The sequence below is a fragment of the Mangrovimonas spongiae genome, assembly GCF_003944795.1.
GTDB lineage: Bacteria > Bacteroidota > Bacteroidia > Flavobacteriales > Flavobacteriaceae > Mangrovimonas > Mangrovimonas spongiae.
In genome coordinates, this window is sequence record NZ_RWBG01000002.1 from 296,706 (window position 1) to 317,682 (window position 20,977).

The following is a 20,977-nucleotide window of genomic DNA, read 5'->3' on the forward strand; positions in this document are numbered from 1 at the left end:
TCTAAATTACGATTAAAATCGCAATCAGAACAAATACTACAATTTGAAGCCATTTTAAGTACACACCTATATTAGCATGTTGCTTAATGTAATTAGATATTGCTCCAGAAAGTATGGCAATAGCAGAAAAAATAATAAGAGATACTAACATAAACAACAAGCCCAACACGTAAAACTGTGTGACTTTACTTAGTGTATTACTAAACAAAAAGCCTGGGAATAAAGCCAGAAAAAACAACGACACTTTAGGGTTAAGCACATTCATAACAACGCCTTGTTTAAAAAGCTGAGTTAAACTTTTCTTGGGAACGGCATTATCTCCATCTAAATGTAATTTCGAGCTACTTTTATACACTTTATAAGCTAAATAAAGTAAGTAACAAGCGCCAAAAATTTTAATGATTAAAAACAGGTCTTCATTATTTTTTATTATAGCTGAAACACCAAAAGCAACAAGTGTGGTATGCACCAAGCAGCCAGAAATTAATCCAGCTACAGTTGCCAAACCAGACGCTTTTCCATGAGCAATGCTTTGCAAAAGCACATAAATATTATCTGGCCCAGGTGATATAGCTAAAGCCGATGTTGCTAACACAAACGATATGAGAATATCGTAATTCAACTACAAGCGTTTTAATATAGCTTTATTAATAGCTTTTATAAGTTTTGGCCCTTCATAAATAAAGCCTGTATATAACTGCACTAAATCGGCGCCAGCATCTAATTTGTCTAAAGCATCTTTTGCAGAATGAATCCCGCCTACACCAATAATAGGAAATGCTTTATTACTCTTTTCTGATAAGAATTTAATTACTTCGGTTGAGCGTTGCGTTAAAGGTTTTCCGCTTAACCCACCAACTTCAGTTTTATTATCAGATTGTAAACCTTCCCTAGATATTGTTGTATTAGTCGCTATAACGCCATCTATTTTTGTGGTTTTTACAATATCGATAATATCCAATAACTGTTCGTTAGTTAAATCTGGTGCAATTTTAAGTAAAATAGGCTTCGGATTCGACTTTTCGGCATTTAAGTCTTTTAACGTTTGTAGTAATTGTGTCAAGGGTTCTTTATCTTGTAACGCTCTTAAATTAGGGGTGTTAGGAGAACTTACATTTACCACGAAATAATCTACATAATCAAATAAAGCTTTAAAACAATACACATAATCATCGGTAGCTTGTTCGTTTGGAGTAACTTTGTTCTTTCCTATATTCCCACCAATTAATACACCTTTATTTTCTTTTAAGCGCTCAACGGCTTCATCTACACCTCCATTATTAAACCCCATACGATTAATTATAGCGCTGTCTTCTTTTAACCTAAACAACCGTTTTTTAGGATTTCCAGGCTGCCCTTTTGGCGTTAATGTTCCAATTTCTACAAAACCAAACCCTAAATTTCCCAATTCATTATACAGTTTAGCATCTTTATCAAAACCAGCAGCTAAACCTACAGGGTTTTTAAAGGTTAAACCAAATAAATGTTTCTCTAACCGTTTATCATTCACTAGATATGAGCTTCTAAATATTGAAGACACAAAAGGAAGCTTATTTAAAAAACGGATAAATGAAAACGTGAAATGATGAATATTTTCTGGATCGAACAAGAAAAAAATGGGACGAACGAAAGCTTTGTACATAATACTAATTTGTGCTGCAAAAATAGTATTTTTGGCTATGTTTTAACGTAATAACACTTCAAAAAAAATATCATAATGATAGATAAACAACATATTATAGATCGATTTGTAAGCTATGTTACAATCGATACCGAGTCCGACCCAAAATCTGACACCACGCCAAGCACCGAAAAACAATGGGATTTAGCTAATAAATTAGTTGAAGAACTTAAAGCAATTGGATTATCCGATGTAACTATCGATGAGAATGCTTACATCATGGCAACCCTACCAAGTAATATAGATCATGATGTTCCTGCCATTGGTTTTGTATCGCATTTCGACACCTCTCCAGACTTTACAGGTGCTAATGTAAGTCCTAAAATAATTCCAAATTACGATGGAAACGACATTCTTTTAAATAAAGAAGAAGGTATCGTACTATCGCCCGATTATTTTGAAGACTTAAAACTTTACATTGGGCAAACACTAATCACTACAGACGGCACGACACTTCTTGGCGCCGATGATAAAGCTGGGATTTGCGAAATTGTTTCGGCTATGGAATATTTAATTCAACACCCAGAAATAAAACACGGCGATATAAAAGTTGGGTTTACTCCAGATGAAGAAATAGGTCGTGGCGCACACAAGTTTGATGTTGAAAAATTTGGAGCAGAATGGGCTTATACCATGGATGGTAGCCAAGTAGGCGAATTGGAGTACGAAAACTTTAATGCTGCTGGCGCTGTGGTTACTGTAAAAGGTAAAATTGTACATCCTGGCTATGCCAAAGGGAAATTGGTAAACTCCATGTACATTGCCACTGAGTTTATAAATTCGCTACCTAGGCTAGAAACCCCGGAACATACCGAAGGGTATCAGGGCTTTTTTCATTTGCATAATATGAAAGGTGCTGTTGAAGAAACGACTTTAGAATATATTATTCGCGATCATGATAAAAACCACTTCGAAGCTCGTAAAGAAGTCATGCTAAAACTGGCCGAAGAATTAAATACCCAGTACGAAAAAGAAGTAATTAATATCGATATTAAAGATCAATACTTTAATATGAAAGAAAAAGTAGAACCTGTAATGCATATTGTAGATATTGCAGAAGAAGCTATGAAACAACTGGACATTGAGCCTATCATTAAGCCTATTCGTGGTGGTACCGATGGCTCTCAGTTAAGCTACATGGGATTACCTTGCCCTAACATTTTTGCTGGCGGGCACAATTTCCATGGACGCTACGAGTATGTTCCCGTAGAAAGTATTATAAAAGCGACACAAGTAATTTGTAAAATTGCCGAACTAACTGCTGAGAAATATAGTAATTAAAGTTATTCATATTATTTAAAAAGTAAAAAAGCACAACAGTAATTGTTGTGCTTTTTTACTATACTTACAATTCTATTCTAGAATCTATAGCTTAAAACAGCTGCAAAATTTCTAGGATCGGTTTGGTTTATATAGCGTGTTCTGTAAGCATTATAGCCTATCTCATTAAATACATTATTTAGCAACACTCTAAAATTCCAGTGATTATTAAATTGGTATGCTGCCTGTATATTAGTTAACATATACGCCTCAACATTAAAGGGCTTTTGATTTGGCACAATACCTTCGTGAGTAACAGCACCAGCACTCCAATCGTTTATTGGTCGCTCGCCTGTATAATATACACCAGCTCCTAGAGATAAACCTTCTAGCTTTTGTTTAAAGCTATAATTAGCGTAAGCATTAAACGTATGTCTTGGTGTATTTAATGGTGCCGAACCGTAAACAAACGAGGTGTGTTCTTTATATTGCGCGTCTATATAAGAGTATCCTGTAATAACTTCAAGGTTATTTAAAATACGACCACTTAATTCAACCTCGATTCCCTTGCGTTCATCATTTCCTCCTTTTTGGTAAAATCCTGTTGCCACCCAGTTTTCATCGTAAACAGGTAAGTTAATATCCTTGTTATTAATTTTAAATAAGGTAAAGTTAAAACGTAATCTATTATCTAACCAATTGGTTTTTATACCAGCTTCTATTTGATCGAAACGTTCATTACCTAATTCATTTCCATTTTCATCTAATCGCGTAGCCGATCTTGGATTTGAACTATTAGTGTAAGATGCAAAAACGTTAATATTTTTATATGGTGTTACAATAACTCCTGCTAATGGATTAAATGCATCGCTTTCGGTAGTTTCTGTCTCGGCATCGGTTTGGGTTTTACTGTAGCGAATCCCAACAAACGATTTTAGCCAGTTATTAAACGTAATCACATCTTGTGCTACAAAACCTAAAGCTCTAGACTCGGCTCCGCCAGCTCTTGGGGATGAAAAATTTAAGTTACCTGGCAAATTGTTTGTGTTTGGTGTAAATACATTAATCGTATCAACTGTCGATATTCTATCGGAATGAGTGCTGTACTTGGTTGTTCTATAATCAAATCCTACTTGAAAGGTATGTGATATAGAGCCGGTTTTTACTTCATCACCTATAATATCTACTTGTAAAACAGCATTGTCGTCTTGTCTGGTAGAGGTTGAATACCCACGGCTACGTAAATTGTAAATAGGGTCTCCTGTTATTTCATCTTCTACAACATTTCCTAAACTTGCGCCTTTATCATCTAAATCTAGATTGGACTTATAATAAGCAGTTTTTAAAGTTAACTTGTCATTTAGCTCTCTATTAAAACGTACTGAAAATGTTGTGTTTTTTGTTAGTGATTTATCATTTTTAAATCCTAAAAACTGGTCGTAAGGTAAATCGTAAATAGCATTAACGTTATTTTCATTTAAGTTTACAGTTCCTACATCTGGTGTTCTACTATCATCAAAATAGTCCATTTCTAATGTTAAAGTCGATTTATCATCAATACGCCATTCTAACGACGGATTAATATAAAAACGCTCTGAAGAAATTCCAGAACGGAAGCCATCGGCACGTTCTAAAGCTCCATTAATTCTAAAGGCAAAATTTTTGCTCTTTGTTAAAGGTCCGTAAACATCATAAGCGGTTCTTACCTGTCCAAAACTTCCTGCTCGCAACGATACATTTCCTCCAAAATTATATTTTGGTGTTTTAGTTACAATATTTACAACACCTCCTGGACTTCCAAGATCGGTAGCAACACCTTGAGTGATAGCCGAAGACCCTTTTAATACTTGAATATTATCGACCCCTTGCATATCGGTTAAAATTCCGGTTCCTCTAAAATCGGAATGTACGCGAACGCCATTTTTTAAAATTGGAATACCGCGAAAACCACGAGACGACATACTTTCTCTTTTATTACCATAAGTTGCAAAGGTATATACACCAGGTACATTTCGTGTAGCTTCTGATATGGTAAGATTTCCTTGCTGTTCAATTAATTTTTCTGAAACAATAGAAATACTTTGAATTTGCTCATAAGGCGCTAAAGGTAATCTGGTGATTGCTTCTATTTTATCTGGGTGTTTGTAGCGATTTCCAAAAAGTTCGACCGTATTTAGATTATTATCCATTTCTAAAGTAAAATTCAAAGTCATATTGTCCTTTAATGTAATTGCTTTTGAGGTAGGTTTAAAACCAATCGCTTGCACTTTTACAAGAATATCTCCTTGAACTAAGTTTTTAAGTGTAAACGCTCCAGAGTCGTTTGTCATAGTACCTGTATTAAGTTCTGCAACAAGCACAGTTGCTCCAGAAACGGCAGAGCCATTCGTATCTACCACAGTTCCTGTTATGGTTTGGGCGGTTATATTTTGCATAAAACATAAGAGACAAAATAGTGTTAGTTTTCGTATCATTATTAAATTATTTTTATTTAGATTTATTATAAATACTGTGCAAATATACTATCCAAAACCGCATTAAAAAAGCTTATTTAGATTAAATTTAAATAGAAACATATAACTCTTTTGTTATAAGAAATTTAGAAATTGTATTTTTATAAAAAAGTCATGGAAACATTATGAAAAAAGCCAGCTCTGTTGAGGAATACATTGAAAAACACGATAAGTTTTCAGAAGCATTAAGCCTTCTTAGGGATCTTATTCTTTCTACTGAAGTTAATGAAACATTAAAATGGAATGCTCCTGTTTATACCGTAAATGGTAAAAATGTTATCGGGCTTGGCGCCTTTAAAAACCACTTTGGAATCTGGTTTTTTAATGGTGTATTTTTAAAGGATGAGAAAAAAGTGTTAGAACAAGCCCAAGAAAAAACCAAAGCATTACGCCAAATGCGATTTGAATCGATTAACGATATCGACAAAACCATTGTTTTAAGTTATGTTAGAGAAGCTATCGAAAATCAAAAATTAGGGAAAGAGCTTAAACCCGAAAGAAAAGGAAAAGACGTTATTATTCCTAAAGAACTAGCACATGCTTTAAAGAGTAATAATACTATGGAAAAGGCTTTTAAAGCCCTTACCCCTGGAAAACAACGAGAATACTGCGAACATATTGCAAGTGCTAAACGTGAGAAAACAAAGCTATCTAGACTAGAAAAAATAACACCTTTAATTTTAAAAGGTGTTGGATTACACGATAAATATAAAAACTGTTAAATAAAAAAGCCACTCAAAAAAAATGAGTGGCTTTTTTTATAATAGTAATTTATAATTACTTCTTTTTTTCTGGGGCGTTAAGCTTTTGGCTCAATTCCATAGAAATGGCTGAGCGTTCATACTTAATTTTTCCCGCAAGGGTTTCAATCACGCAAGTGTGGTCTTTATCGTTTAATTCCACTACTTTTCCGTGTACGCCACTTTTTGTGATTACTTTATCACCTTTTTTTAATTCGGCAGCAAACTTTTTTTCTTTTTTCTGCTTTTTCATTTGTGGGGCTATCATAAAAAAATAGATAACCACAAACATTAAAACAAAAGGCAATAAACTACTTAATCCTTCTCCCATATTATTTTACTTGAGGTACTTGTGCTTTTGCCGGTTGTACAGCGTTTGGATCTGGTTTAACGAAAGCTGTAATTTTAACAGTTTCTTTACCCGTTTTTGTATTAGCTGTTACTGTTATGGTTTTGTTTACTTTGTTTCTTCCAGAACCGTTAAACTTTACAGTAAATTGTCCTGAATCGCCTGGTTGTAAAGGCTCTTTACTCCAATCTTTAGGTACTGTACACCCACAAGTACTTTTAATATCTGTTACTACTAATGGCGCTTCACCAGTGTTTGTATATTTAAATACAGTTTCTACATTTGTTTTGCTTTCAATTTCACCAAAATCATGTACTTGCTTATCAAAACTCATGATTGGAAATTTAGAAGCGTTTGCATCTCTTTCGGCAGCTTCAGCTACATTATTTTCATCAATTTTTTTAGAAGCATCTTCTTTACATGATGTAAAAGCGATCATACATAAAGCTGCTAGTCCTAATACTACTTTTTTCATTGTGCTATTTTTAAAGATTATTTAATAGATTTTTAATTTCAGCGGATAAATGTACTAATTTATTCGTTCTACATCAACCCTCGTCCCGTTTTATTTAATTCGTTTTTTTCTTGTAACTCTTTAACGTACTTATCTAAAATACCGTTTATAAAGATACTACTCTTAGGCGTAGAGTACTCTTTGGCTATTTCTAAATACTCGTTTATAGTTACTTTAATAGGTATTGAAGGAAATTTTATAATTTCGCAAATAGCCATGATTAGTAGAACATAATCGATATCTGCAATTCGGTCTGAATCCCAGTTTTTAGTACGGTCTTCTACTATTTTTCTAAAGGTTGTTTGATTTAAAATTGTTTTTTTAAACAAATCTATAGCAAACATTTCATCGTCTTCGTCTTTATATAAATCTGGCGTTACAACCTGTGTATTGGCTGTTGGTTTTAACTTACGTAGCATTTTTAAAATGGTGGTGTTCACCAACGGAAAATCGTCTACCCAAGTCATGTTATGATCTTCTAAATAATCGAAAAGTTTATCGTTTGGCGCTATAATTTCGCGATAAATATCAATTACAAAAAACTTGTCTTCCTTAAAATCGGAAACTTTCGTTTTCATATAATCGGCATAAAGTTCGCTAGCTAGAATGTCTTTATAAATAATATCGACATACTCATCGTCCAAATCCCAATGCTTTACTTTGTTAGTATCTAAGGCATCTTGTAAGGCTTCGTTATGTAGCAAAAATTGAAGCACTTCGTTATTAACAAACTTTCTATTTGGGTTTTTATCTTCCTCTGTCGCTAGATGTTTTTTCATACTTTTTGACAGATGATCTTCAGATTTTTTTTGAAGTTCAACAAGCAAGGAGAGCATTAATAAATAAAGGTTATAAGCTTTATCTAAGCTTTGCATTAAGAATTTTTGGTCTTTATTTAGGGCATCGCTTTCGCTACCTTTAAAAGCGTAAACCGATTGCATGACCTTGATTCGAATATGTCTTCTATTTAACATTTAAAAGAACTTTATAAAATTAAATAAGGCAAAACCCGATTAGGATTTTGCCTTGCAAAAATACTGTTTTTTAAAAAAACTAGCTGTTATTTTCTAGCTTTCTTGCATCAATACGTTTTTGTGCTAAAGCTAACGCTGCTTGATTGGAAGTCATGTGATTAACATCGGCATGATTTAAAATCTCTAGCGTTGTATTGTATATATTTTCTGTTTTACGCATAATTTCAGCTTTATTATAGCCTTCTAATTCTGCATAAACGTTAATAATTCCTCCAGCATTAATTAAGAAATCTGGGGCGTAAACAATACCTTTTTCTTGAAGTAATTGACCGTGTTTTACTTCGTTTGCTAATTGGTTATTAGCAGCTCCTGCAATAACTTTTGCTTGGAGTTTATTAATGGTATCGTCGTTAATTGTAGCACCTAAAGCACATGGGGCGTAAATATCCATCTGTTCAGAATAAATATCATTTCCACCATAAATTGTAACGCCATATTTACTTTTAACGGCTTCTAAGCGTTCTTGGTTAATATCGGCTATAGTAACAATGGCTCCTTCTTCTACAAGGTTTTCTACTAAAGCTTCGCCAACATGGCCAATACCTTGTACAAATACCTGTTTCCCTTCTAATAAGTCTGTTCCAAATTTGTATTTAGCGGCTGCTTTCATGCCCATAAAAACACCATAAGCTGTTACAGGCGAAGGATTTCCTGAACCACCTTTTTCTTCTGAAATTCCCGTTACGTATGGCGTTACCTCGCGCACTAAATCCATATCGCTAGTTTCCATACCAACATCTTCTGCTGTAATGTAACGACCACTTAAAGAATGAACATATTCGCCAAACTTTTTCATTAACTCTGGTGTTTTTTGGGTTTTGGCATCACCTATTATTACGGCTTTACCACCACCTAAATTTAAACCAGTAATTGCTGATTTGTAGGTCATTCCTCTTGATAATCGAAGAACATCGTTTAAAGCTTCCCATTCATTTTGATAAGCCCACATTCTAGTTCCTCCTAAAGCAGGTCCTAAAGTTGTGTTATGAATTCCTATTATTGCTTTTAAACCTGTATCTTTGTCGCTGCAAAAAACGACTTGTTCGTGATCATCAAATGAAAGCTGCCCAAACACTGGATCAGCTTTAAGTTCTTTGTTAGTTTTTACCTCTGTTAACATAATTATTATGTATAAGTATTTGTTTAATGCTTTTAAAATATTTTTAAAACACGGCGCAAAATTAAACCAATATTATAATTTATGCAATAGAAGGTGTTCTAAAATGAAAATTTAACAAAAGAATTAACTTATATTGTTAATACTTAAAATGAAAGAATTACAACATCTTAATAAATATTTCCTAAAATATAAATACCAACTTATCCTTGGTGTTATTATAACGGCTATTGCTCGTGTATTTTTACTTTTTACACCTAGATTAGTACGAGAAATTTTTACTGTTGTAGAAAACTGGAATAATGGTATAATTACAGATAAAAGTGTATTTAAAGCTGAATTGCTTGAAAACATTCTTTTAATTGTTGGGGCATCTATTGTAGCGGGAGTTCTTACATTTTTAATGCGACAAACCATTATTAATGTATCGCGTTATGTTGAATACGACCTAAAAAACGAAGTCTATCAACAATATCAAAAACTATCTCTTAACTTTTACAAAAAGAACCGAACAGGCGATTTAATGAACCGGATTACCGAAGATGTAAGCCGTGTAAGAATGTATGCTGGACCAGCCATAATGTATAGTATAAACACAATAACGTTATTTGTTATTGCATTAATTTATATGTTTAATCAAGCGCCAAAATTAACCTTATATACTATTTTGCCGTTACCTATACTATCGGTAGCTATTTATAAACTTAGTAAAGAAATCCATAAACGTAGTACTATTGTACAAGAGTACTTATCTAAATTATCCTCTTCTACACAAGAAACTTTTAGCGGTATTTCTATTATTAAAGCTTACGGACTAGAATTACAAACCTCTGCTAATTTTAATCAACTATCTGAAGAAAGCCGACAAAAACAACTCGACCTTGTTAGAATACGATCGTTTTTCTTCCCTATGATGATTTTACTTATTGGTATAAGTAATTTAATGGTTATTTACATAGGCGGTAAACAATATATAGACGGTGAAATTGAAAGTTTAGGAACCATTGCAGAGTTTATTATATATGTTAACATGCTTACTTGGCCAGTAGCCACAGTGGGTTGGGTAACATCTATAGTACAACAAGCCGAAGCCTCGCAAAAACGTATCAACGAATTTTTAAAGAAAAAACCTGAAATTTCTAATACGGTTACAGAACCTACAACAATTAAAGGTGATATTACTTTTAAAAATGTATATTTCACTTACGACGATACAAATATTCAAGCCTTAAATGATGTATCGTTTACATTAAATAAAGGAAAAACACTCGCTATTATAGGAAAAACAGGTTCTGGAAAATCGACTATTTTAGATTTGATTGGTCGTCTTTACGATATTGATAAAGGTGAGATTTTAATTGATGGAAAACCTATTAAAAGCATTAATCTTACTAGCTTAAGAAATGCTATTGGTTATGTCCCGCAAGATGCTTTTCTATTTTCCGATACTATTAAAAACAACATTACATTTGGAAAAGAAGACGCCTCTGATGAAGATGTTATAACAGCAGCCAAGCAAGCCCAAGTACACAAAAACATCGTAAAGTTTAATAAAGGTTACGATACCGTACTTGGCGAACGTGGTATCACCCTTTCTGGTGGTCAAAAACAACGTGTTTCTATAGCAAGAGCTATTGTTAAAGATCCTAAAATACTCCTGTTTGACGACTCCTTATCGGCTGTAGATACAGAAACCGAAGAAAAAATTCTACATCATTTAAATACCGTATCTAAAGATAAAACTACCATTATTGTAAGTCACAGAGTCTCATCAGTTAAAAATGCAGATCATATTATCGTTTTAGATAACGGAAAAATCATCCAAGATGGTAACCATAATAGCCTTATTAACAAAGTTGGTTATTATAAAGAACTCTACGAAAAACAACTTAGCGAAGCCTATTAACCCTAAGAATTCGTAAAAAGAAATACATGAATTTGTTGGTTGCTATGATTTTTTTTTAGATTTTTGGACAACTTAATTTTTATACGTTTTTTAAAAACAACACGAACTTAAATGACTATGATGGAGAAAGAAGAGATTTTTTCAAAAGTATTGAGAGCAGGTAGAAGAACCTATTTCTTTGATGTAAGATCTACCAAAGCTGGTGATTATTATTTAACCATTACAGAAAGTAAGAAGTTTACAAACGACGATGGTTCTTTCCACTACAAAAAACACAAAATTTATCTTTACAAAGAAGATTTTAACGAGTTTAATAGTATTCTTCAAGAAATGACCGATTACATTATTAATGAAAAAGGTGAAGAGGTTATTAGCGAAAGACACCAAAAAGACTTTAAAAAAGACTATCACAACGAAGAAAGTGGCTCTGAAAATCAGGAAACAGTAACAGCTACTACCGAGAAATTTACCGATGTAGATTTCGATGATATTTAAAAATCATCTTTATTAAAATATTATAAAAACTGCTTCTTTAAGCAGTTTTTTTTATGCTATAATTTAACAGCTAAAAGTGTTATAATTAAAGATATTAGCAAATAAATTCCCCCAAAGGCCCAACTAAAAACACCTCCAATAATACAAGTTACTAGCAACAACCATACAGGCACTAAAGTTATGGCTAAAGCAAATCTAAACGTGGCAACAAACTCTACCTCTTTAATTTTTGGTAATGCATAATAACGCCAAACTAAAAAAGGTAACCACAAATTAAGTTTAAGTAACCATTTAAAAAGAGTAGACACTACAGTTGACTTAGCCTTGTATTTTGGTCCATTATAATTTTTAAAACCAGATGTTATAAAAGCATTTACCTTTTCAGGATAAAGAAAGTTCACGCCTTGTTTTTGTAACCGTTGTAAACTTTTTTCATAATTATTAGGCGGAATATGCGTTGTTAATGTTTTTAATTCATCTTGGACTTTTTTCTTTAATACTAATGAAGCCGATTGGTCATCTTCACAATCTTTAATAAGTGTTTTTACATTAATAGGAACACCATAATGCAGAGAGACTTCATCTGGAAAAATAACGCCATCTTGATAATTCAATCCAATAGGAACTAATTTTAAATTTAAATCTGGAGTTACTTTTAAAGTTTCTAAAACAATTCTAGTAAACCCTTTACTTAAAGGTCTTACTGTACGATTTATATGATGATTCCCTTCTGGAAATAATGATACTGTTTCGTTATTGCTAAGTAATTTCGTACATCGATTAAATGTCCCGTGATTGTTTTTAATAGTTTGCCAACCATCTCTAACACGAAATACAGGCAACATTTGGACACTTTTTAAAAACTTAGCCACCAAAGGTTTTTTAAACACACTGGCTCGTGTTAAAAAATAAGTAAACCGACCACTAGTTGTGGCTATTAAAAGGGCGTCAACTAACGCATTTTGATGATTACTTAAAAAGAGTAAAGGACTATCTTTTGGAATAGAAGCCTGTTTAACAACCTGTATTTTTTTATAGTAAAAAAATAAGCCTAAACGCAAATAGCACCTTACTGTATGTAGCCAAAGTTGTTTCAATGAATTACAGTTTGTGCTTTTGCTGTTTTAAACGACCAAAAATAGGCTAATACTAAGCCCGAAACAATATGCCAAATCCCCAAAAAAGCAGCCATAATAGCCATGCCTCCTAGCCCATTAAAAAATGTAAAAATTAAAAGTAATCCTAATCCAGAGTTTTGTATGCCCGTTTCTATGGCTATAGTTTTTTTATCTCTTAAAGAAACCTTTAAACTCTTGGCTAAAAACCACCCTAACAAAACAGCTAAAAAGTTATGTGTTATCCCTAGCAGCAACACATGATCTATATAACCTGTAAAAACATCTAAGTTTTTAGAAAATGCTATAATAACTATGGCTACAAATACAATAATTGAAAAAGGTTTTAGCCATTTAGATAAACGCTGCGCCAACTCTGGAAATGATTTTCTAACAAACATACCTAATAATAATGGTATACCTAAAATCATTCCAACAACTTCTAACACGTCAAATGGATTTAAAGCCACATCTCTTAACAAGCCTGCCGTTGGTTGATACAAACTCCCATAAAACTGGAAATTAAATGGCGTCATAACAATAGCTATAAGAGTCGCAAAGGCTGTTAAACTAACAGATAAAGCTGAATTCCCTTTAGCTAAGTGCGTCATAAAATTTGAAATATTCCCACCAGGACAAGCAGCTACCATAAACATTCCTAAAGCAATACTTGGCTGCGGCCTTACCACATAAACAAATAAAAAAGTAACTAAAGGCAACATAATAAACTGTGAGGCGATACCTAAAAACAACAACTTTGGCTTATGTAATAAACGCTTAAAATCATCTAAGGTAATGCCTAAAGCCACACCAAACATAACAATAGCCAAAGCTATGTTTAAAATCCATAACCCTTGACTATCAAAATTTATTTTTACCTGATCTAATTCTTGCATAAATACTACGACACACAACTTCCGTTAGGAACGCGATGCTCGGCACTAAGCAAATACACGTTATTTTCTTTTACAGCACCAACCACTAAACACTCGCTCATAATATTAGCAATTTGTTTTTTGGGAAAGTTTACAACAGCTACAATTTGTTTATTTAACAAATCATCTTTTGTATATAATGTTGTTATTTGGGCTGAAGATTTTTTAATTCCTAAATCGCCAAAATCTATGGTTAATAAATAAGCGGGTTTTCTTGCCTTTGGGAAATCATCTACAGACACTATTGTTCCAACACGAAGATCTACTTTAACAAAATCTTCAAAATTTATCGTCTCATTCATTTTTTAAAAGTACAAATATTTACGAAATTTGAAGGAAACAAAAATACTATGGCACGTACACCTTCTAACATGATTCCTCTAGGAAGTCCCGCTCCAAACTTCACGCTGCAAGATACAGTTTCTGGTGAAAAACTCTCATTAAATACTGAAAAAGGGACAAAAGGTACCCTAATTGTTTTTATTTGTAACCACTGCCCTTTTGTAAAACACATTAACCAAGAATTAAGTCAACTAGCTAAGGATTATAAAAGTAAAGGCATTAATACCATTGCTATTTCTAGTAATGATGTTGATAATTATCCCGATGACGCCCCAGATAAAATGAAGCAAAATGCCATTGAACAAGATTTTATTTTCCCTTACCTCTACGACGACACCCAAGAAGTTGCTAAAGCCTACGATGCTGCTTGTACACCAGATTTTTATGTTTTTGATAAAGATTTAAAGTTAGTTTATCGCGGACAACTAGATGACTCCAGACCAGGAAACGATATGCCTGTAACGGGTGAAGATATTAGGCACGCACTAAATTGCCTGTTAGACAATAAAGCCAATACAAAACCTCAAAAACCTAGTATTGGCTGTAACATAAAATGGAAACCAGCATAAAAAAAGCCGCTAAATAGCGGCTTTTTAAATATATTTTTAGGCTGTAATTACTTAACGTCCATAAGCTCAACATCGAAAATTAAGGTTGCATTTGGAGGGATTACACCACCAGCACCACGACTGCCGTAACCTAAATCACTTGGCACAACTAATCGGGCTTTACTTCCTACATTTAATAAGCCAATACCTTCATCCCAACCTGGAATAACTTGACCTACGCCTACAGCAAACTCTAAAGGTTGATTTCTTTTATAAGAGGAATCGAAAACAGTTCCATCTGCTAATTGACCTTTATAATGTACTTTTACAGTACTTCCTTTTTCAGGTTGCTTCCCATCACCTTCTTGAATAATTTGGTAACGCAACCCACTATCTGTTTTCTTAAATCCAGCGGCTAGTTTATCTAACTCAGCTTCTCGTGCAGCTTGTTCTTCAGCAATGCGTTTTTCTCTAGCGCCTTCAAATGTTCTAAAAGCTTCAATAGCATGAAAGTTTTCTGCGGCCTCACCGACTCTTATAATTTCTAAGGTTTCAATTTTATCGCCTTGCGCAATTGCATCAACTACGTCTTGTCCTTCAGCAACTTTACCAAAGACCGTATGGTTACCATCTAACCAAGGGGTTTCTACATGTGTGATAAAAAACTGACTCCCATTTGTACCTGGTCCAGCATTGGCCATGGAAAGGATACCTGGCGCATCGTGCTTTAAATCTGGATGAAACTCATCATCAAATTGGTACCCTGGATTTCCTGTTCCAGTACCTTGTGGACAACCACCTTGAATCATAAAATCTGGAATAACACGATGAAAAGTTAACCCATCGTAATAAGGATTGCCTTGCTTTTTTGCCGAGTTTTCCATGTTTCCTTCAGCTAAAGCAACAAAGTTACCTACCGTTCCTGGTGTCTTTTCGTATTCTAAAGCGACTAAAATAGCGCCTTTTGTTGTATTAAATTTTGCGTATAATCCGTCTTGCATGTGCTTTATTTTTAATGAGCTGCAAAGATAACAAATACCTGTATAAGACGGAAGTTTTTAAAAGATAGAATATGTTTAATTGGCTACCTCGCTTATAAATTTAATACGATAGAGACGTAATTCTTCATCGTCATAATCGCCATCAAACTCATCAATAGCAACATCTATTTTATCGGTTTCAGCCTCCATAAAATACTCATGGATTTCTTCTTGTTGGTCTTCATCTAGCAAATCATCTACCCAATAATCTATATTTAGCTTGGTTCCAGAATAGACTATGGCTTCCATTTCTTTTATAAAATCGGGCATTTCCATACCTTTTGCTGAAGCAATATCTTCTAAGGGTAACTTTCTATCTATATTTTGTATGATATATAATTTTAATGAGGAGTTGCTACCGGTAGATTTTACAACCATATCGTCTGGACGACTGATGTCGTTTTCGTCTACATAGTTTGAAATTAACTTTATAAAGTCTTTACCGTATTTTTTTGCCTTTCCATCGCCTACGCCATGCACATTACTTAATTCTTCTAGTGAAATAGGATATTTTAAAGCCATATCTTCTAACGAAGGGTCTTGAAAAATAACAAACGGTGGAACGCCTAGTTTTTTAGCATTCTTTTTGCGTAAGTCTTTAAGCATACGCATTAAGGTTTCATCGGCTACGGCACCACCACCTTTTGAGGCTGTAATAATTTGACCATCTGAAGTTTCACTAAAATCGTGGTCTTCGGTCATCATAAACGATTGTGGTGTCTTAATAAAATCCTGCCCTTTTTGGGTTAACTTAATAACGCCATAGGTTTCGATATCTTTTTTAAGATAGCCAGCCACTAGAACTTGCCTAACAAGCGCCATCCAATACGATTTTTCTTTATAATTGCCTTTTCCAAAGAACGGCTGGTCATCGGTTTTATGAGATTTAATTAAGGCGTTGCCTTTACCTACTAATACATTTACCAAATCTTTAGCTTTATACTTTTGATTGGTTTTTGCAACAACATCCAATAATAATTGTACATCGTTTTGGGCCTCGTGTTGTTTTTTAGGATGTCTTACATTATCATCCATATCGCCACCTTCACCTGTTTCTGTATCAAATGCCTCGCCAAAATAATGTAAAATAAATTTACGTCTAGACATAGAGGTCTCGGCATAGGCAACTACTTCTTGTAATAAAGCATGACCTATTTCTTGCTCGGCCACAGGTTTGCCAGACATAAACTTCTCTAATTTCTCAATATCTTTATAAGCGTAGAAAGCTAAACAATGGCCTTCGCCACCATCGCGTCCTGCACGACCTGTTTCTTGATAATAACTTTCTATACTTTTGGGTATATCGTGATGAATAACAAAACGCACATCGGGTTTATCTATCCCCATACCAAACGCTATGGTTGCCACAACAACATCAATCTCTTCCATTAAAAACATATCCTGATGTCTGGCTCGTGTTTTGGCATCTAATCCAGCATGATAAGGAACAGCGTTAATGCCATTTACTTGAAGTACTTGCGCTAATTCTTCAACACGCTTTCGACTTAAACAATATACAATCCCCGATTTTCCTTCGTTTTGTTTTATAAAGCGAATAATATCGGCATCAACTTGTTTTGTTTTTGGACGAACTTCGTAATATAGATTAGGTCTATTAAACGATGCTTTAAAAGTTTTGGCATCGGTTATTCCTAAGTTTTTTAAAATATCTTCTTGTACTTTGGGTGTTGCTGTAGCTGTTAATCCAATAATAGGAATATTATCGCCTATACGTTTAATAATATGCCTTAAGTTACGGTACTCTGGACGAAAATCGTGCCCCCATTCGCTAATACAATGCGCCTCATCAACAGCCATAAAGGAAATAGTTTGCGACCTTAAAAAGTCGACATGTTCCTCTTTGGTTAAAGATTCTGGAGCCACATACAATAGTTTAGTAACGCCATTAGCAATATCTTCTTTAACACGTTTGGTCTCGGTTTTTGTTAACGAAGAGTTTAATACATGTGCAACACCTTCGTGATCTGAAACGCCACGAATAGCATCAACTTGGTTTTTCATTAAAGCAATTAAGGGCGATACAACTATGGCTGTACCTTCTTGCATGAGTGCGGGTAATTGGTAACAGAGCGACTTTCCGCCACCTGTAGGCATAATAACAAAAGTGTTTTGCCCCGATAAAATACTTCTTACAACATCTTCCTGTAATCCTTTAAACTTACTAAAGCCAAAATACTTTTTTAAAGCTGCATGTAAGTCTGTTTCAACTAACGCCATGAATCAATTTTAATATTTTTATTTAAAAAACGTTAAAAACACATGGCAAGTTCATGAATTAGCCAAGCATTTTTAAAACACTCTTGATTTTTTATTTAGCTTTGCATCAAGGGAGAACAAACTAACTTTTCAAGAGTTTGAGCTACTTTAAAGATAATAAAATCTTTAAAAGTGTCAACTTAAAAAAATAATAAATTTTGAATAATAAAAATTCCATCATTAAAACGGCACAAAACACAATTATTGAAGAAAGTAATGCCGTACGCCATTTATCAAGTTTAATTGATGATGACTTTGTAAACACAGTCGAATTAATTTACAATTCCAAAGGTAGAGTTGTTATTACAGGAATTGGAAAAAGCGCCATTATTGCTACAAAAATTGTGGCCACACTAAACTCTACAGGAACGCCAGCCGTATTCATGCATGCTGCCGATGCGATTCATGGTGATTTGGGATTAATCTTAGAAGATGATGTGGTAATTTGTATTTCTAAAAGCGGAAATACACCTGAAATTAAAGTATTAGTGCCTCTTATTAAAAACGCTAAAAACAACATGATTGCTTTAACAGGCAATAAAGACTCTTTTCTTGGGCAACAAGCCGATTATATTTTAAACGCTTACGTAGAGAAAGAAGTTTGCCCCAATAATTTAGCGCCTACCACAAGTACAACAGCACAATTAGTTATGGGCGATGCACTAGCAGTTTGCTTATTAGAACTTAGAGGATTTTCTAGTAAAGACTTTGCAAAATACCATCCTGGAGGTGCCTTAGGCAAGAAATTATATTTACGCGTTAGCGATTTATCTGATGTAAACCAAAAACCAAAAGTAACCCCAGAAACATCCTTAAAAGATGTTATTATAGAAATTTCTGAAAAGATGTTAGGCGTTACAGCTGTTGTGGAAAACAATAAAATTACGGGTATTATTACCGATGGTGATTTAAGACGTATGCTTAGTAAAACCGATGATTTTTTAGCCTTAAAAGCTAGTAATATTATGGGTACCAACCCCAAACGTATTCATGCCGATGCTTTAGCGGTAGACGCCATGGAACTTATGGAGGAAAACGGGATTTCGCAATTACTTGTAGAAGATAATAACGGAAATTATGCTGGTGTGGTACATGTACACGATTTAATAAAAGAAGGCATTTTATAATGGCAAAAAAGCAGGTAGACGACATGTCGTTTTTAGACCATCTAGAGGATTTAAGATGGCATCTTATAAGAGCGACATTAGCAATATTATTAACGGCAACAGTAGCCTTTATTTTTAGTAGAGCTATTTTTAAGCATATCATTTTTGCGCCTCTAGATATGGGGTTTCCTACTTATAATATGCTATGCCAAATAGCAAAATTAATTAATGTAGACACCACATTTTGTAACGACTCCTTACCGTTAATTATTCAAAACCGCACCATGGCTGGGCAATTTTCTGCCGATATTTGGACGGCTATTTTTAGCGGATTGGTTATTGCTTTCCCTTATGTTGTTTACCAATTTTGGCGCTTTTTAAGCCCTGGTTTACACCCCAACGAACGTAAACACTCTAGAGGATTTATCATTATTTCTTCTTTATTGTTTTTTATAGGTGTTTTATTTGGGTATTACATTGTAACGCCGTTATCTATAAATTTCTTAGTCAATTACAATATTTCTGAAATGGTAGATAACCAAATCGATATTAGCTCTTACATTTCGTTAGTACGCTCCTCGGTATTGGCCTCTGGAATTATTTTCGAGCTCCCTATCATTATCTATTTTTTAACAAAAATAGGTTTGGTAACACCTCAAGGCATGAAAAAGTATAGAAAATTTGCCCTAGTTATTGTACTTGTTCTATCGGCTATTATTACACCACCAGATATTGCCAGTCAAGTTATTGTAGCCATTCCTATATTAGTGCTATATCAAGTAAGTATTTACATTTCAAAAATAGTGGTTAAACGCGACCAAAAACAACGCAAATAACATGTCCGATTTAATAAACGAATTTAATGCCTATCGCTCAAAAATGAATGAGCACATATTAGAGGATAACAATAAAGTACTTAAGCGCATTTTTAATCTAGACACCAATGCCTTTAACGAAGGGGCTTTAGATAAAAAAACGAAAGAGCTACTTGGTTTAGTAGCTTCAACTGTTTTAAGATGCGACGATTGTGTTAAATATCATCTAGAAGGCTGTGTAAAAGCAGGAGCCTCTAAAGCTCAAATTGTAGAAACATTAAGTATTGCCACTCTCGTTGGGGGAACTATTGTAATTCCACACCTAAGAAGGGCTTACGAATACTTAGAAGCTTTAGAAGACCAACGTTAAACTTATAATAAACCTTAAGCGTTAAAAAGCAATCTCTTTTGTTTTTACTATTTTAGCGATTATACATGAATACACTATGAAGCTAAAAGCCGAAAATTTAATGAAGTCCTATAGCGGACGTAAAGTGGTAAAAAATGTCTCTTTAGAAGTTAATCAAGGAGAAATCGTAGGGTTATTAGGCCCTAATGGTGCAGGAAAAACTACGTCTTTTTATATGATTGTAGGCTTAGTAAAACCTAATGGTGGAAACATCTTTTTAGACCAAACCAACATTACTAATTACCCCATGTACAAACGGGCACAAAGTGGTATTGGGTATTTGGCGCAAGAAGCTTCGGTATTTAGAAAGTTGAGTATTGAAGACAATATTTTAAGTGTGCTACAACTTACCAAACTAAGTAAAAAGGAACAGCACATGAAAATGGAAGCTTTGATTGAAGAGTTTGGTTTAGGTCACATACGAAAAAATCGTGGCGACTTATTGTCTGGTGGTGAGCGTCGTCGTACCGAAATTGCGCGAGCTCTCGCTACAAACCCTAGTTTTATTTTATTAGATGAGCCTTTTGCTGGTGTAGACCCTGTAGCCGTTGAGGACATTCAGCGTATTGTCGCACAACTAACCGAAAAAAATATTGGGATTCTTATTACCGACCATAATGTACAAGAGACTTTAGCTATTACCGATAGGACCTACTTAATGTTTGAAGGACGTATTTTAAAAGCTGGAAAACCCGAAGAATTGGCTAACGATGAAATGGTTCGTAAGGTGTATTTAGGTCAGAATTTTGAGTTACGTAAAAAGAAAATTAGAAATAATTAA

General features: G+C 34.0%; 21 protein-coding genes. 9 read left to right on the top strand and 12 right to left on the bottom strand.

Annotated elements, in window-relative coordinates:
• Position 1: 1 nt before the first annotated feature.
• Positions 2 to 622 carry a LysE family translocator gene (locus EJA19_RS05670; protein ID WP_125467381.1) on the bottom strand — a complete coding sequence of 207 codons (621 nt, stop codon included), beginning with the start codon at positions 620 to 622 and terminating at the stop codon, positions 2 to 4.
• Positions 623 to 1,642 carry a quinone-dependent dihydroorotate dehydrogenase gene (locus EJA19_RS05675; protein WP_125467382.1) on the bottom strand — a complete coding sequence of 340 codons (1,020 nt, stop codon included), beginning with the start codon at positions 1,640 to 1,642 and terminating at the stop codon, positions 623 to 625.
• A gap of 75 nt (positions 1,643 to 1,717) precedes the next feature.
• On the opposite strand from EJA19_RS05675, the gene pepT reads away from it, so the two are divergent.
• Positions 1,718 to 2,962 carry a peptidase T gene (pepT, locus tag EJA19_RS05680; protein WP_125467383.1) on the top strand — a complete coding sequence of 415 codons (1,245 nt, stop codon included), beginning with the start codon at positions 1,718 to 1,720 and terminating at the stop codon, positions 2,960 to 2,962.
• A gap of 77 nt (positions 2,963 to 3,039) precedes the next feature.
• On the opposite strand, the gene EJA19_RS05685 is transcribed toward pepT, so the two are convergent.
• Positions 3,040 to 5,376: a TonB-dependent receptor gene (locus EJA19_RS05685; protein ID WP_240640223.1), complete on the bottom strand. Its 2,337-nt coding sequence runs from the start codon at positions 5,374 to 5,376 to the stop codon at positions 3,040 to 3,042.
• A 203-nt stretch (positions 5,377 to 5,579) separates the two neighbouring features.
• On the opposite strand from EJA19_RS05685, the gene EJA19_RS05690 reads away from it, so the two are divergent.
• Entirely contained in the window at positions 5,580 to 6,176 is a 597-nt protein-coding gene (locus tag EJA19_RS05690) for a YdeI/OmpD-associated family protein (RefSeq protein ID WP_125467385.1), read from the top strand.
• Positions 6,177 to 6,231: 55 nt separating this feature from the next.
• Here EJA19_RS05690 and yajC read toward each other — a convergent pair whose 3' ends face one another.
• The 4 genes from yajC to EJA19_RS05710 all read right to left on the bottom strand — a co-directional run bounded on the left by yajC (position 6,232) and on the right by EJA19_RS05710 (position 9,211).
• A complete protein-coding gene (gene yajC, locus EJA19_RS05695) occupies positions 6,232 to 6,525 on the bottom strand; it encodes a preprotein translocase subunit YajC (protein ID WP_125467386.1) in 294 nt (97 codons plus the stop codon).
• Position 6,526: 1 nt separating this feature from the next.
• Positions 6,527 to 7,018 carry a DUF1573 domain-containing protein gene (locus EJA19_RS05700; protein WP_125467387.1) on the bottom strand — a complete coding sequence of 164 codons (492 nt, stop codon included), beginning with the start codon at positions 7,016 to 7,018 and terminating at the stop codon, positions 6,527 to 6,529.
• 68 nt (positions 7,019 to 7,086) lie between these two features.
• Entirely contained in the window at positions 7,087 to 8,031 is a 945-nt protein-coding gene (gene nusB / locus EJA19_RS05705; protein ID WP_240640226.1) for a transcription antitermination factor NusB, read from the bottom strand.
• 79 nt (positions 8,032 to 8,110) lie between these two features.
• Positions 8,111 to 9,211 carry a Glu/Leu/Phe/Val family dehydrogenase gene (locus EJA19_RS05710; RefSeq protein WP_125467388.1) on the bottom strand — a complete coding sequence of 367 codons (1,101 nt, stop codon included), beginning with the start codon at positions 9,209 to 9,211 and terminating at the stop codon, positions 8,111 to 8,113.
• A gap of 148 nt (positions 9,212 to 9,359) precedes the next feature.
• Between EJA19_RS05710 and EJA19_RS05715 the strand changes: the two genes are divergently transcribed.
• Positions 9,360 to 11,114 (top strand): ABC transporter ATP-binding protein, encoded by a 1,755-nt coding sequence (locus EJA19_RS05715; RefSeq protein WP_125467389.1) that lies wholly within the window; start codon positions 9,360 to 9,362, stop codon positions 11,112 to 11,114.
• A gap of 117 nt (positions 11,115 to 11,231) precedes the next feature.
• A complete protein-coding gene (locus EJA19_RS05720) occupies positions 11,232 to 11,609 on the top strand; it encodes a PUR family DNA/RNA-binding protein (protein WP_125467390.1) in 378 nt (125 codons plus the stop codon).
• A gap of 56 nt (positions 11,610 to 11,665) precedes the next feature.
• Here the strand turns inward: EJA19_RS05720 and EJA19_RS05725 are convergent, their stop codons facing one another.
• From EJA19_RS05725 to EJA19_RS05735, 3 genes are read right to left on the bottom strand one after another with little or no spacing between them, the layout of a single operon-like run.
• Entirely contained in the window at positions 11,666 to 12,706 is a 1,041-nt protein-coding gene (locus EJA19_RS05725; protein ID WP_240640228.1) for a lysophospholipid acyltransferase family protein, read from the bottom strand.
• Entirely contained in the window at positions 12,703 to 13,620 is a 918-nt protein-coding gene (locus tag EJA19_RS05730; RefSeq protein WP_125467391.1) for a bile acid:sodium symporter family protein, read from the bottom strand. Before EJA19_RS05730 ends, EJA19_RS05725 begins: the two co-directional genes overlap by 4 nt.
• Positions 13,621 to 13,625: 5 nt before the next feature.
• A complete protein-coding gene (locus EJA19_RS05735) occupies positions 13,626 to 13,961 on the bottom strand; it encodes a tRNA-binding protein (protein WP_125467392.1) in 336 nt (111 codons plus the stop codon).
• A 48-nt stretch (positions 13,962 to 14,009) separates the two neighbouring features.
• Here EJA19_RS05735 and EJA19_RS05740 point away from each other — a divergent pair, with 48 nt between their 5' ends.
• The gene (locus EJA19_RS05740) at positions 14,010 to 14,570 is read left to right on the top strand and encodes a thioredoxin family protein (protein WP_125467393.1); all 561 of its coding nucleotides are present in this window, start codon (positions 14,010 to 14,012) and stop codon (positions 14,568 to 14,570) included.
• A 47-nt stretch (positions 14,571 to 14,617) separates the two neighbouring features.
• Here the strand turns inward: EJA19_RS05740 and EJA19_RS05745 are convergent, their stop codons facing one another.
• On the bottom strand, positions 14,618 to 15,550 hold the full coding sequence (locus tag EJA19_RS05745) for a peptidylprolyl isomerase (protein ID WP_125467394.1): 933 nt from the start codon (positions 15,548 to 15,550) through the stop codon (positions 14,618 to 14,620).
• Between the two features lie 75 nt (positions 15,551 to 15,625).
• Positions 15,626 to 17,827: a DNA helicase RecQ gene (gene recQ / locus EJA19_RS05750; RefSeq protein WP_125467395.1), complete on the bottom strand. Its 2,202-nt coding sequence runs from the start codon at positions 17,825 to 17,827 to the stop codon at positions 15,626 to 15,628.
• Positions 17,828 to 18,024: 197 nt separating this feature from the next.
• Here recQ and EJA19_RS05755 point away from each other — a divergent pair, with 197 nt between their 5' ends.
• The 4 genes from EJA19_RS05755 to lptB all read left to right on the top strand — a co-directional run bounded on the left by EJA19_RS05755 (position 18,025) and on the right by lptB (position 20,977).
• A complete protein-coding gene (locus EJA19_RS05755) occupies positions 18,025 to 18,993 on the top strand; it encodes a KpsF/GutQ family sugar-phosphate isomerase (RefSeq protein ID WP_125467396.1) in 969 nt (322 codons plus the stop codon).
• The gene (gene tatC / locus EJA19_RS05760) at positions 18,993 to 19,808 is read left to right on the top strand and encodes a twin-arginine translocase subunit TatC (RefSeq protein ID WP_125467397.1); all 816 of its coding nucleotides are present in this window, start codon (positions 18,993 to 18,995) and stop codon (positions 19,806 to 19,808) included. The genes EJA19_RS05755 and tatC overlap by 1 nt, the downstream gene beginning before the upstream one ends.
• Position 19,809: 1 nt before the next feature.
• On the top strand, positions 19,810 to 20,157 hold the full coding sequence (locus tag EJA19_RS05765) for a carboxymuconolactone decarboxylase family protein (RefSeq protein ID WP_125467398.1): 348 nt from the start codon (positions 19,810 to 19,812) through the stop codon (positions 20,155 to 20,157).
• 76 nt (positions 20,158 to 20,233) lie between these two features.
• Positions 20,234 to 20,977 carry an LPS export ABC transporter ATP-binding protein gene (gene lptB / locus EJA19_RS05770; protein ID WP_125467399.1) on the top strand — a complete coding sequence of 248 codons (744 nt, stop codon included), beginning with the start codon at positions 20,234 to 20,236 and terminating at the stop codon, positions 20,975 to 20,977.

What these genes read in the sequence shown, in the direction of transcription:
- EJA19_RS05675 (WP_125467382.1), bottom strand. Translation starts at nt 1,642, where the DNA reads ATGTACAAAGCTTTCGTTCGTCCCATTTTTTTCTTGTTCGATCCAGAA.
- pepT (WP_125467383.1), top strand. Translation starts at nt 1,718, where the DNA reads ATGATAGATAAACAACATATTATAGATCGATTTGTAAGCTATGTTACA.
- EJA19_RS05685 (WP_240640223.1), bottom strand. Translation starts at nt 5,376, where the DNA reads ATGCAAAATATAACCGCCCAAACCATAACAGGAACTGTGGTAGATACG.
- EJA19_RS05690 (WP_125467385.1), top strand. Translation starts at nt 5,580, where the DNA reads ATGAAAAAAGCCAGCTCTGTTGAGGAATACATTGAAAAACACGATAAG.
- yajC (WP_125467386.1), bottom strand. Translation starts at nt 6,525, where the DNA reads ATGGGAGAAGGATTAAGTAGTTTATTGCCTTTTGTTTTAATGTTTGTG.
- EJA19_RS05700 (WP_125467387.1), bottom strand. Translation starts at nt 7,018, where the DNA reads ATGAAAAAAGTAGTATTAGGACTAGCAGCTTTATGTATGATCGCTTTT.
- nusB (WP_240640226.1), bottom strand. Translation starts at nt 8,031, where the DNA reads ATGTTAAATAGAAGACATATTCGAATCAAGGTCATGCAATCGGTTTAC.
- EJA19_RS05710 (WP_125467388.1), bottom strand. Translation starts at nt 9,211, where the DNA reads ATGTTAACAGAGGTAAAAACTAACAAAGAACTTAAAGCTGATCCAGTG.
- EJA19_RS05715 (WP_125467389.1), top strand. Translation starts at nt 9,360, where the DNA reads ATGAAAGAATTACAACATCTTAATAAATATTTCCTAAAATATAAATAC.
- EJA19_RS05720 (WP_125467390.1), top strand. Translation starts at nt 11,232, where the DNA reads ATGATGGAGAAAGAAGAGATTTTTTCAAAAGTATTGAGAGCAGGTAGA.
- EJA19_RS05730 (WP_125467391.1), bottom strand. Translation starts at nt 13,620, where the DNA reads ATGCAAGAATTAGATCAGGTAAAAATAAATTTTGATAGTCAAGGGTTA.
- EJA19_RS05735 (WP_125467392.1), bottom strand. Translation starts at nt 13,961, where the DNA reads ATGAATGAGACGATAAATTTTGAAGATTTTGTTAAAGTAGATCTTCGT.
- EJA19_RS05740 (WP_125467393.1), top strand. Translation starts at nt 14,010, where the DNA reads ATGGCACGTACACCTTCTAACATGATTCCTCTAGGAAGTCCCGCTCCA.
- EJA19_RS05745 (WP_125467394.1), bottom strand. Translation starts at nt 15,550, where the DNA reads ATGCAAGACGGATTATACGCAAAATTTAATACAACAAAAGGCGCTATT.
- recQ (WP_125467395.1), bottom strand. Translation starts at nt 17,827, where the DNA reads ATGGCGTTAGTTGAAACAGACTTACATGCAGCTTTAAAAAAGTATTTT.
- tatC (WP_125467397.1), top strand. Translation starts at nt 18,993, where the DNA reads ATGGCAAAAAAGCAGGTAGACGACATGTCGTTTTTAGACCATCTAGAG.
- EJA19_RS05765 (WP_125467398.1), top strand. Translation starts at nt 19,810, where the DNA reads ATGTCCGATTTAATAAACGAATTTAATGCCTATCGCTCAAAAATGAAT.
- lptB (WP_125467399.1), top strand. Translation starts at nt 20,234, where the DNA reads ATGAAGCTAAAAGCCGAAAATTTAATGAAGTCCTATAGCGGACGTAAA.